We start from the raw sequence: 13,422 nt of genomic DNA, 5'->3' as shown, positions 1-13,422 counted from the left end.
TCGGAGGTGCCGTTCTTCTCGACGGTGACGGGTGACTGGCTGGACACCCGGGAGATGGATGCGGGGTACTGGTTCCGCAACCTCCGCCAGCGGGTGCTGTTCGCCGGCTCCGTAGGGGAGTTGCTGGCCGCCGAGCACCGCGCGTTCATCGAGGTCAGCTCGCACCCCGTGCTGAGCATGTCGGTGCAGGACACCATCGAGGACGCGGGTCTGCCCGCGGTGGCGACGGGTACGCTCCGCCGCGACCAGGGCGGGCTGGCGCGGTTCCTGCTGTCGGCTGCCGAGGTCTTCGTCCGCGGTGTGGACGTCGACTGGGCCGGTGTGTTCGCCGGCACCGGCGCCCGGCGGGCCGACCTGCCCACCTACGCCTTCCAGCACGAGCGTTTCTGGAACATCCCCGCCGTACTCGACCAGGTCGAGGCGATCGACCCCATGGACGCCGAGTTCTGGTCGGCGGTGGAGCGGGAAGACCTCGCCGCGCTGTCCTCGACGCTGCGTACCGACGAGGGTTCGGTGGCCGCGGTGCTGCCCGGTCTGCTGGCCTGGCGCAGGTCGCGTACGGAACGTTCGACGGTCGACTCCTGGCGTTACCGCGTGTCGTGGTCGCCGGTGAACAAGGTCCCGCAGAAGTCGCTTTCCGGTGTCTGGCTGCTGGTGTCCGCCGAGGGAACCGACGACACCCAGGCGGCCGAGGCACTGAGCGGCCACGGGGCCGACGTCCGGCGTCTGGTGCTCGACGAGTCGTGCGCCGACCGCGCGGTACTGGCCGAGCGGCTCTCCGCGGTGGGCGCGCAGGACATCGGCATCGCCGGAATCGTCTCGGTGCTGGCCGAGGCCGAACAGCCGGGCGAGCGACACCCCGGCCTGGCCCTGGGCCTCGCGCTGACCGTGTCGCTGGTGCAGGCGCTGGGCGACACCGGGATCGAGGCGCCGCTCTGGTTCCTGACCAGGGGCGCGTTCTCCACCGGCCGTACCGACACGGTGACCCGTCCGGCGCAGGCGCAGGTGGCGGGTGTGGGCTGGACGACGGCCGTGGAGCACCCGCAGCGCTGGGGAGGGGTGATCGACCTTCCCGAGACGCTGGACCAGCGTGCGGCCGGCCGTCTGGCCTCCGCCCTGGCGGGCGCGCTCGGCGAGGAGGACCAGCTCGCGATCCGGCCCTCGGGTGTGTTCACCCGCAGGATCGTCCGTGCGGGGGCCGGCGCGGCAGGTCAGGCCCGTACCTGGACACCGCGCGGTACGACACTGATCACCGGCGGTTCGGGCACGCTCGCACCGCAGCTCGCCCGCTGGCTGGCGGACAAGGGCGCCGAGCACCTGGTACTGATGAGCCGGCGCGGCCCTGACGCACCGGGGGCGGCCGAACTCGTCGCGGAACTGGCCGAGTCGGGCACCGAAGTGACCGCCGCGGCCTGTGACATCACCGACCGTGACGCCCTGGCCGCCCTGCTGGCGGGCCTCAAGGCCGAAGGCCGCACCGTACGCACCGTCATTCACACCGCCGCGGTCATCGAGCTGGAGACGATTGCCGCGACCACCATCGAGGCCTTCTCCGACGTCGTGAACGCCAAGGTCAGCGGCGCCCGTTACCTGGACGAACTGCTGGACGACGACGAGCTGGACGACTTCATCCTCTACTCGTCCACCGCCGGCATGTGGGGCAGTGGCCACCACGCCGCCTATGTGGCGGGCAACGCCTACCTCTCGGCCCTGGCCGCCCAGCGCCGCTCCCGCGGCCTGCGTACCACCTCGGTGCACTGGGGCAAGTGGCCCGACGACATCGAGCGCGAGCTCGCCGACCCGCACCAGATCCGGCGCAGCGGCCTCGCCTACCTCGACCCGCAACTGGCCCTGACCGGGCTGCAGAAGGTGCTCGACGACGACGAGACCGTCATCGGCCTCATGGACGTCGACTGGGACACGTACTACCAGGTCTTCACCGCGGGTCGTGCCACCCGCCTCTTCGACGACGTGCCCGAGGTCAGGAACCAGCTGGCCGCGGCCGCCGCGCACAGCGCCGCCCGGCCGGAGACCAGCGACCTCGCCGTGCGTCTTGGCGCGCTGACCGAGCCCGAGCAGGAACGCCTGCTGCTCAACCTGGTCCGCGCGGAAGCGGCGGCGGTCCTGGGACATGCGTCGGCCGACGCGTTCCCCGAGCGGCGCGCCTTCCGTGACATCGGATTCGACTCGGTCACCGCGGTCGACCTGCGCAACCGCATCGTGGCGGCCACCGGTCTCAGCCTGCCGTCGACCATGGTCTTCGACTACCCCAACTCCGTCGCGCTGGCCGGTTTCCTCAAGACCGCGGCCCTGGGCGGTACGCGGACGACGACGGCGGCCGCCCACACCGCGTCCGCCGGCGGCGAGGACGACCCGATCGCCATCATCGCCATGAGCTGCCGCTACCCCGGCGGCGCGAACACGCCGGAAGAGCTGCTGCGGCTCGCGCTCGACGGCGCCGATGTGATCTCCGAATTCCCCGCAGACCGCGGCTGGGACGCGCAGGGTCTGTACGACCCGGACGCGGACCGGCAGGGCAGGACGTACTCCACACAGGGCGGATTCCTGCACGACGCCGCGGAGTTCGACCCCGGCTTCTTCGGGATCTCGCCGCGTGAAGCGGTGTCGATGGACCCCCAGCACCGGCTGCTGCTCGAGACCTCGTGGGAGGCGTTCGAGCGCGCGGGCATCGAGGTGGAGTCGCTGCGCGGCAGCTCCGCCGGCATGTTCATGGGCGCCAGCTACCAGGACTACTCGACCACCGTGCAGAACGGCACCGAGGGCTCCGAGGTGCACATGGTCACCGGCACCGCGTCCAGCGTGCTGTCGGGCCGCGTCTCCTACCTCTTCGGGTTCGAGGGCCCCGCCGTCACCGTCGACACCGCGTGCTCCTCCTCCCTGGTCGCGATGCACCTGGCCTGCCAGTCGCTGCGCAGCGGCGAGAGTTCACTCGCCCTGGCAGGCGGCGCCGCGGTGATGGGCACCCCGCACGCCTTCGTCGGCTTCAGCAGGCAGCGGGCGCTCGCCCGCGACGGCCGCTGCAAGCCGTTCTCCGAGGACGCGGATGGCATGACGCTCGCCGAGGGCGTCGGCGTCGTCCTGATGGAGCGGCTGTCCGACGCGCGCCGCAACGGACACCCGGTCCTCGCGGTGGTCCGCGGTTCCGCGATGAACCAGGACGGCGCGTCCAACGGCCTGACCGCCCCCAACGGCCCCGCCCAGCAGCGCGTCATCCGCCAGGCCCTCGCCAACTCCGGACTGACCGGCGAGGAGGTGGACGCGGTGGAGGCGCACGGCACGGGCACCAAACTCGGTGACCCGATCGAGGCGCAGGCGCTGCTCGCCACCTACGGTCAGGACAGGGACCCGGAGCGCCCGCTGTGGCTGGGCTCGCTCAAGTCCAACATCGGGCACACCCAGGCCGCCGCCGGTGTCGCGGGTGTGATCAAGATGGTGATGGCCATGGGCGAGGGCGTGCTGCCCGGAACGCTCCACGCCAACACCCCCTCGTCGCACGTCGACTGGACCGCCGGCGCGGTGGAACTGCTGCGCGAGCGGACCGACTGGCCCGACGCGGACCGTCCGCGGCGCGCGGGCGTGTCGTCCTTCGGGATCAGCGGCACCAACGCGCACCTGATCCTGGAGCAGGCGCCCCAGGACGAGGCGCGGGAGAACGCCGGCGAGCAGGCCCCGGACTCCGGGACCCAGGACACCGGACACACCGGTGTGGTGCCGTGGCTGATCTCGGCGAAGTCCGAGGCGGCGCTGCGCGAGCAGGCGGCCAGGCTGCTGGAGCACGCGCGGAGCGAGCCCGCGCTGTCCCCGGCCCACGTCGGATGGTCGCTGGCGACCACCCGTACCACCTTCGAACACCGCGCGGTGCTGCTCGGCGGGAACGGGGACGACTTCCTGCGCTCCCTGGACGCGCTGGCCACCGACCAGAGCGCGGCGGGCGTGGTGCGCGGTGTCTCCGGCGACCACACGACAGGCCCGGTGTTCGTCTTCCCGGGACAGGGCTCCCAGTGGTGGGGCATGGGCCGCGAACTGCTCACGACGTCCGAGGTGTTCCGCGCGACCGTGGACGAGTGCGCCGACGCGCTGGCCCCGTACATCGACTGGTCCCTGCACGACGTGCTGGCCGGCGAGGGGGACGCCACCCTGCTCGAACGGGTGGACGTCGTCCAGCCCGCGCTGTTCTCGATGATGGTGGCGCTCTCCGCGCTCTGGCGCTCCTACGGCGTCGAGCCCGCCGCCGTGGTCGGCCACTCCCAGGGCGAGATCGCCGCCGCGTACGTGGCGGGAGCGCTGACCCTGGAGGACGCCGCCCTCGTGGTGGCCCTGCGCAGCCAGGCGCTTCCCCAGCTGTCCGGCCTGGGCGGCATGATGTCGGTGGCCGCTCCGGTCGAGCGGGTCACCGCACTGCTGGAGCCCTGGGGCGAGCAGCTCTCGGTGGCCGCGGTCAACGGCCCCTCCTCGGTCATCGTCTCCGGCGACGCCGGGGCACTGGACGAACTGCTCGCCACGTGCGAGGAGCAGGGCGTCCGCGCCCGCAAGGTCTCGGTGGACTACGCCTCGCACGGCGCGCACGTCGAGGCGGTCCGGGACGAACTGCTCCGGGTACTCGCCCCGGTCAGCCCCCGCTCCGCGGAGGTGCCGTTCTACTCCACGGTGACCGGCGCCCGGCTCGAGGACGCCGCGTTCGACGCCGACTACTGGTACACCAACCTCCGCAGGACCGTGCGGATGGAAGAGGCGACCCGGGCCCTGCTGGCCGACGGACACCGCGTCTTCATCGAGGTGAGCCCGCACCCCGTGCTCGCCGCCCCGATCCAGGAGACCCAGGAGACGGTCGAGGAGGCCGTCGCCGACTCCGCGGTGGTCCTCGGCACTCTGCGCCGGGAGGAGGGCGACACCAGGCGTTTCCTCGCCTCCCTCGCCGAGGCCCATGTCCACGGCGCGTCGGTGGACTGGCGCAAGGCGTTCCCGGAGAGCGGCCTCGCACCGGTCGCACTGCCCACGTACGCCTTCCAGCACCAGCGCTACTGGCCCGAGCCGAAGGCCGTCGAGAGCGCGGACGGCGCCGGGGACGGAGCGGACGCGGAGTTCTGGAAGCTCGTCGAGAGCCAGGACCTCGAATCCCTCGCCGACGAACTGGGCGTCCCCGCCGACGGCGGACGTTCCTCGCTCGAAGCGGTCCTGCCCACGCTCTCCGCGTGGCGAGCCAAGTCGCGTGAGCGCTCCCTCGTGAACGAACTGCGCTACCGGGTCGAGTGGACCCGGCTGCCCGAGCAGGCCGCCGCGCGTCCCGCCGGCCGCTGGCTCGCCGTGCTCGCTCCCGACCACGCCGACGACCCCTGGGTGAGCGCCGCGCTCGACGCGCTGGGAGCGGACACCGTCCGCTTCGAGGTCAAGGACACCGACCGGGCCGCCTGGGCCGGGCAGTTGGCACGCCTCGCCGCCGAAGGAGAGCCGTTCACCGGCGTACTGTCCCTGCTCGCCGCCGGTGAGGACCTGCACCCCGACTTCGGCTCGGTGCCCGGCGGACTCGCCCAGACCCTCGTCCTCGTCCAGGCACTGGGCGACGCCGGACTGGACGCACCGCTGTGGTGCGCCACCAGCGGCGCGGTCTCGACCGGCCGCGACGACCGCCTCACCCACCCTGTCCAGGGCGCCCTGTGGGGCCTCGGCCGGGTGGCCGGACTGGAACACCCCGACCGCTGGGGTGGCCTCGTCGACCTTCCCGGGACGGTGGACGCGCGGGCCGCGGCCCGCCTGACCGCCGTACTGGCCGGACTCGAAGGAGAGGACCAGGTCGCCGTCCGCCCGTCCGGCGTCTACGGCCGCCGCCTGGTGCACGCCGCACCCGCGGCAGCCCGCCCCGAGCGCCGCTGGCGTGGCCGCGGTACGTCACTGGTCACCGGCGGCACCAGCGGTATCGGCGGCAGGGTCGCCGTGTGGATGGCCGAGCACGGCGCCGAGCACCTGGTGCTCACCAGCCGGCGCGGCGAGAACGCGCCGGGCGCCGCCGGGATCCGCGCGGAACTGGAGGCACTGGGCGCCCGGGTCACCATCGCGGCCTGCGACGTGTCCGACCGCGAAGCGCTCACCGGCGTACTCGCGGCGATCCCCGCCGACACCCCGCTGACCTCCGTATTCCACTCCGCGGGCGTGGCCGACGGCGACGACGCCGTGACGTCACTGACCCTGGAACAGCTCGACGCGCTGATGCAGGCCAAGCTGACGGCCGCCAACCACCTGCACGAACTGACCAGCGGTCTCGACCTCGACGCGTTCGTGCTGTTCTCCTCCGGCGCCGCAATCTGGGGCAGCGGAGGCCAGCCCGGCTACGCGGCGGCCAACGCCTACCTCGACGCCCTGGCCGAACACCGCAGGGCCCAGGGCCTGACCGCCTCCTCCGTCTCCTGGGGCACCTGGGGAGAGGTCGGCATGGCCACCGTCCCCGAGGTCCACGAGCGGCTGCGCCGGCAGGGCGTACTCGCGATGGAACCGCCACTGGCGATGGCCGCGCTCCAGCAGATGCTGGAGGACGACGACACGGCCATGACCGTGACGCTGATGGACTGGGAGGTCTTCACCCCCAGCTTCACCGCGACCAGGACCAGCCCGCTGCTGACGGCGATACCGGAGGCCGGCAAGGCGCTGGACGACGGGACCGGCGTCCTCGCGGGCGACGGCGCCCCGGACGTCCCGCCGCTGCGGCAGCGGCTCGACGCGCTGCCGACCTCGGAACGGGTCCGCGCCCTGCTCGAAGCCGTACGCACCGAGGCCTCCGCGACCCTCGGCCACGACGCGGCCGACGCCATCCCCGCGTCCCGCGCCTTCCGTGACGTCGGCTTCGACTCCGTGACGGCGGTCGAACTGCGCAACCGGCTGCGCGCGTCGCTCGGCCTGCCCCTGCCCGCGGCACTCGTCTTCGACTACCCGACCCCCACGGCCCTCGCACAACACATCGGTTCGTTGCTCTTCGGAGCGGCACCGGACGAGGAAGCCACCGACCGTCCCAACGATCCCGACGCCCGTATCAGGGACGTCCTGGCAACCGTTCCCATCAGCCGGCTCCGCAAGGCGGGCCTGCTCGACATGGTGCTGAAACTCGCCGGCGCCGACACCACCGAAGACACCGCCCCCGAGGCGGACGGTGAGTCGGACTCACTCGACGACATGGACGCCGAAGCTCTGCTGCGGCTGGCCACCGAGAACTCGGCGAACTGAAAGAGAGCTGGAGAGAACGATGAGCACGTCCACTAACAAGTACGTCGAGGCGCTGCGGTCGTCCTTGAAGGAGGTCGAGCGACTGCGCCAGCAGAACGAACAGCTGGTGTCGGCGGCGGTTGAGCCCATCGCGGTCGTCGGGATCGGCTGCCGTTACCCCGGCGGAGTGACCTCGCCCGAGGATCTGTGGGACCTCGTCACCGAGGGCAGAGACGTCATGGGGTCCTTCCCCGCCGACCGAGGCTGGGACTTCGAACGCCTCGCGGGGGACGGCCCCGGCCGCAGCCTCGCCCAGGAGGGCGGGTTCCTCTACGACGCGGCGGAGTTCGACCCCGGGTTCTTCGGGATCTCGCCGCGTGAGGCCGTCGCGATGGACCCCCAGCAGCGGCTGCTGCTGGAGGTCGCCTGGGAGGCGCTGGAGCGGGCCGGGATCGACCCGGCCACCCTGCGCGGCAGCCAGGCGGGCGTGTTCGTCGGCACCGCGGGCCAGGACTACGCCTCCGTCATCAAGGCGTCCGACGAGGACGTGGAGCTGTACTCGACCACCGGTCACGCCGCCAGCGTCATCTCCGGACGTCTCTCCTACACGCTCGGCGCCGAGGGCCCCGCCGTCACGGTCGACACCGCCTGCTCCTCCTCGCTGGTGGCCCTGCACTGGGCGGCGCAGGCCCTGCGCAACGGCGAGTGCACGATGGCCCTGGCGGGCGGCGCGTCCGTGATGGCGACGCCCGGCCCGTTCATCTCCTTCACCGCGCAGGGCGGCATGGCCGCGGACGGCCGGTGCAAGTCGTTCTCCGAGGACGCCGACGGAACGGGCTGGGGCGAGGGCGCGGCCGTCCTCGTACTGGAGCGGCTCTCCGACGCCCAGCGGGCCGGCCACCCGGTCCTGGCCGTACTCCGCGGCAGCGCCATCAACCAGGACGGCGCCTCCAACGGCCTGTCCGCGCCGCACGGCCCCTCGCAGCAGCGGGTCATCCGCGCCGCGCTGGAGAACGCCCGGCTGGCGCCCGGCGACGTGGACGTCGTCGAGGCGCACGGCACGGGTACCACGCTCGGTGACCCGATCGAGGCGCAGGCGCTGCTGTCCACCTACGGGCAGGACCGTGAGCGCCCGCTGCGCCTCGGTTCCCTCAAGTCGAACATCGGACACACCCAGGCCGCCTCGGGCGCCGCCGGCGTCATCAAGATGATCATGGCGCTGCGGCACGGGCACATCCCGCGCACCCTGCACGCGGCCGAGCCGTCCTCCGACGTGGACTGGACGGCCGGGTCGGTCGAGTTGCTGAACGAGGCCATGGCCTGGCCGGAGACGGGACGGCCCCGCCGGGCCGCCGTCTCCTCCTTCGGCGTCAGCGGCACCAACGCGCACGTCATCGTCGAACAGGCGCCGCCCGTCACCGAGACCGCCGCCGACGCCCCCGTCGACGAGGCCACCACCGAACTCACGGTCGTACCCTGGGTCCTGGCGGGCCGCTCGGCCGCCGCGCTGGAGGCCCAGCGCGCCCGGCTGACCGCCTTCATCGAGCGCAACCCCGGTGTCGAACCGGCCGACGTGGGCTACTCCCTCGCCGCCGGACGCTCCGTGTTCGAACACCGGTCGGTCCTGCTGGCCGACGGTACGGACGCCACCGAGGTCGCCAAGGGCGTCGCCGGAGAGGGTCTGCTCGCCGTCCTGTTCTCCGGCCAGGGCTCCCAGCGGCTCGGCATGGGACGTGAACTCCACGCCCGGTTCCCGGTGTTCGCCGAGTCGTTCGACGCCATAGCCGACGAGCTGGACACCCACTCCGACCGCCCGCTGCGCGACATCGTCTGGGGAACCGACGCCGGCGAACTGGCCGAGACCCGCTGGACCCAGCCCGCCCTCTTCGCCATCGAGGTCGCGCTCTACCGCCTGGTCACCTCACTCGGCGTCACCCCCGACTTCGTCGGCGGGCACTCCATCGGTGAGATCGCCGCGGCTCACGTGGCGGGCGTGTTCTCCCTGGAGGACGCCTGCCGCCTCGTGACGGCCCGCGCCTCGCTCATGCAGGCGCTGCCGCGCGGCGGCGCCATGATCGCCCTGCGCGCCACCGAGGACGAGATCACCCCGCTGCTCACCGACCGCGTGTCGATCGCCGCGGTCAACGGCCCCCAGGCCGTGGTGATCGCGGGCGACGAGAGCGCCGCACTGGAGATCGCCGCGCACTTCGAGGCGCTGGAGCGCAAGACCAGCCGGCTCCGGGTCTCGCACGCCTTCCACTCGCCGCTGATGGACCCGATGCTGGCGGAGTTCCGCGCCGTCGCACAGAGCCTGACGTTCCGCGAACCCCGTATCCCCGTCGTGTCGAACCTGACCGGTGACATCGCCGCCGTCGAGGAGCTGTGCTCCGCCGAGTACTGGGTGCGGCACGTCAGGGAAGCCGTACGGTTCGCCGACGGCGTCGGCGCCCTCACCGGACGCGGCGTCACCACCCTGCTGGAGATCGGCCCCGACGGCGTCCTCTCCGCCATGGCCCAGGACTCGCTGCCCGAGGGCGCGGCCGCCGTGGCGCTGCTGCGCAAGGACCGCCCCGAGGAACTCGCCGCGATCACCGCCCTCGCGCAGGCGCACGTACGCGGCGCCACCGTGCGGTGGGCCGACGTGTACGAGGGCACCGGAGCCCGCAGGGTGGACCTGCCCACCTACCCGTTCCAGAAGCAGCGTTTCTGGCCGGCCGCCGGGCTCAACAAGTCGGGCGACATGCGCGCCGCGGGCCTCGGCTCCGCGGAACACCCCCTGCTCGGCGCCGCGGTCGAACTCGCCAACGGTGCGGGCGCCCTGTTCACCAGCAGGCTGTCCGTCCAGTCCCACCCCTGGCTCGCCGACCACGGCGTCCAGGGCCGCGCCCTGCTGCCCGGAACGGCCTTCGTCGAACTGGCCATCCGCGCGGGCGACGAGGTCGACTGCGGCCGCGTCGAGGAACTGACCCTCGCCGCACCGCTCGCACTGCCCGAACGCGGCGCCGTGCAGCTCCAGGTCAGGGTCGGCGTCGCCGACGCCTCCGGGCGCCGCCCGCTGGACATCTACTCCCGCGCCGAGGACGGCTTCGACCTTCCGTGGTCCCAGCACGCCACCGGTGTACTCGCCCCCGGGTCAGGGGCCGCGGCATCCGGCTTCGACGCCACCGTCTGGCCGCCCGCCGGCGCGCAGGCCGTCGACCTCGACGGCTGCTACGAGCGTCTCGCCGGACTCGGTTTCGACTACGGACCGGTCTTCCAGGGCCTGCGCGCCGCATGGCGGCTCGGCGACGAGGTGTTCGCCGAGGTCACCCTCCCGGAGAACGCCGGTACCGACGCGAGCGCCTTCGGCCTGCACCCCGCACTGCTCGACGCGGCCCAGCACGCCGCCGCCTACACCGAACTCGGCGCCATCAGCCACGGCGGACTGCCGTTCGCCTGGGAAGGCGTGACCCTGACCGCCTCGGGGGCCACCGCGGTACGCGCCCGGATCTCACCGGTCGGTGACGACACGGTCTCCATCGCCGTCTACGACACCGCGGGCGGCCCCGTCCTCTCCGTGGACTCCCTGGTCTCCCGCGCCGTCCCCACCGAGGGCCTGAAGGAACCCGGAACGGTCCACAGGGACTCGCTGTTCCAGGTGGAGTGGGCCACGGTGCAGGGGGTGGCCGCCACCGTCCCCGACACGACGGCCGTCGTCGGCGCCGACCCCCTCGGCTTCGCCGACGTCCTGAGCGCCGCGGGCGCCCCCGTCACCGTCCACCCCGACCTGGCGTCCCTGGCGGCCTCCGAAGGCCCGGTGCCCGGCATCGTCGTCATCGCGGCGACCGGCGACAGCACCGAAGGAAGCGCCCAAGCGACGCACGCCCTCGGCGGCTTCGTCCTCGGACAGGTCAAGCACTGGCTCGACGAGGACCGGTTCGCCGACGCCCGCCTCCTGTTCGTCACCCGCGGAGCGACCACCGGCGACGATCTCCCCGCCGCCTCCGTGCACGGCCTCATCAGGACCGCGCGCACCGAGAACCCGGGGCGCTTCGGCCTCCTCGACCTCGACACCGACGCGGCCACCCTCGTCCCCGCGGCCGTCTCGGCCGCCATGAACGCGGCGGCCGACGAGCCCGACCTCGCCGTGCGCGGCGGCGAACTGCTCGCCGCACGCCTGAACCGCCTCCCCGTCCCCGGGGAACAGAGCGACTGGGACACCGAGGGCACCGTCCTCATCACCGGCGGCACCGGCGGCCTCGGCGGCGTCATGGCACGCCACCTCGTCACCGAGCGCGGCGTACGCCACCTGCTGCTCGTCAGCCGCAGCGGCCTCGCGGCGCAGGGCGCGGAAGAACTGGTCGCCGAACTGACCGAATCCGGCGCCGATGTGACCGTCGCCCCCTGCGACGTGACCGACCGGACCGCCCTCGCCGAGCTGCTGGCAACGGTCCCCGCCGCGCACCCGCTCACGGCCGTCGTACACACCGCCGGCGTGGTCGACGACGGCGTCGTCGCCTCGCTGACCTCGAAGAGGCTCGACGCGGTCCTGCGCCCGAAGGTCGACGCGGCCTGGAACCTGCACGAGCTGACCCGCGGTCTCGACCTCACCGCGTTCGTCCTGTTCTCCTCCGTCGCCGCCACCCTCGGCAGCCCGGGACAGGCCAACTACGCGGCGGGCAACGCCTTCCTCGACGCCCTCGCCCAGCACCGCCAGGCCCAGGGACTGCCGGGACTGGCCCTCGCCTGGGGCCCCTGGACGCAGAGCGTCGGCATGACCAGCACACTCACCGACGTCGACGTGGAACGCATCGCCCGCTCCGGTATGCCGCCCCTCTCCGTCGAACAGGGTGTGGCGCTCTTCGACGCCGCCCTCGCCACGGGCGCCCCCGCGGTGGCACCCGTACGCCTCGACCTGCCGGTCCTGCGCGCCCAGGGCACCGTTGCTCCCCTGCTGCGCGGTCTCATCCGCACCTCTGCCAGGCGCGCCGCCGCGCAGGTCTCGGAGACGGCCGGCGGCCTCGCCCAGCGCCTCGCCGGGCTCAGCGTCCAGGAACGCGGGGAAGTCCTCCTCGACCTGGTACGCGGCCAGGTCGCCCAGGTACTCGGACACACCGACGCGGCAGAGGTCGAGTCGTCCCGCCAGTTCCAGGACCTCGGCTTCGACTCGCTGACCTCGGTGGAGCTGCGCAACGCGCTCAACACCGTGACCGGCCTGCGGCTGCCCGCCACCATGGTCTTCGACTACCCGACCCCGAGCGCGCTCGCCGGCCACCTGCGCGAGGAACTGCTCGGCGCCGAGGAGGCGCAGGCACCGGCGGTACCGGTCAGCGCGCTGCCCCCGGTCGGCGACGACCCCATCGCGATCGTCGGCATGGCCTGCCGTTACCCGGGCGGAGTGACGTCACCGGAGGATCTGTGGCGCCTGGTCACCGAAGGCACCGACGCCATCTCGCCCTTCCCGACGAACCGAGGCTGGGACGTCGAGGGCATCTACGACCCCGACCCCGACCGCCCCGGCAGGACACATGTCCGCGAGGGCGGGTTCCTGCACGACGCGGGCGAGTTCGACCCGGACTTCTTCGGGATGAGCCCGCGTGAGGCGATGGCCACCGACTCGCAGCAGCGACTGCTGCTGGAGACCTCCTGGGAGGCCCTGGAGCGGGCCGGTATCGACCCGGTCTCGCTGCGCGAGAGCCGGACCGGTGTGTTCGCCGGTGTGATGTACAACGACTACGGCACCGCGCTCACGGGCGACGAGTACGAGGCGTTCCGCGGCAACGGCAGCGCGCCGAGCGTCGCCTCCGGCCGTGTCTCGTACACCCTCGGCTTCGAGGGCCCCGCCGTCACCGTGGACACCGCGTGCTCCTCCTCCCTCGTGGGCATGCACCTCGCGGCGCAGGCACTGCGCAACGGTGAGTGCACACTGGCGCTCGCCGGTGGTGTGACCGTGATGTCCAGCCCCAGCACCTTCATCGAGTTCTCCCGGCAGCGGGGCCTGGCCCCCAACGGCCGCTCCAAGGCGTTCGCCGAGTCGGCCGACGGTGTCGGCTGGTCCGAGGGTGTCGGCATGCTGGTGCTCGAGCGGCTGTCGGACGCCAAGCGCAACGGCCATGAGGTGCTCGCGCTGCTGCGTGGCTCGGCCATCAACCAGGACGGTGCTTCCAACGGTCTGACTGCTCCGAATGGTCCTTCGCAGCAGCGGGTGATCCGGCAGGCGCTGGCCAGTGG

General features: G+C 72.9%; 1 protein-coding gene and 1 pseudogene. Both read left to right on the top strand.

Features of this window, described 5'->3' with window-relative positions; genetic code table 11:
* Positions 1 to 6: 6 nt before the first annotated feature.
* Positions 7 to 7,233: pseudogene (locus ACIP6N_RS29680) on the top strand (type I polyketide synthase); the annotation flags it as partial.
* A gap of 19 nt (positions 7,234 to 7,252) precedes the next feature.
* A partial coding sequence (locus ACIP6N_RS29675) for an SDR family NAD(P)-dependent oxidoreductase (protein ID WP_401820805.1) occupies positions 7,253 to 13,422 on the top strand: 6,170 nt, incomplete at its 3' end.

It is taken from the genome of Streptomyces sp. NPDC088725, assembly GCF_044751305.1.
In the GTDB taxonomy this organism is placed as follows: domain Bacteria; phylum Actinomycetota; class Actinomycetes; order Streptomycetales; family Streptomycetaceae; genus Streptomyces.
Note: the sequence above shows the minus strand (reverse complement) of the source record. Positions and strands in the feature narration are given on the sequence as shown.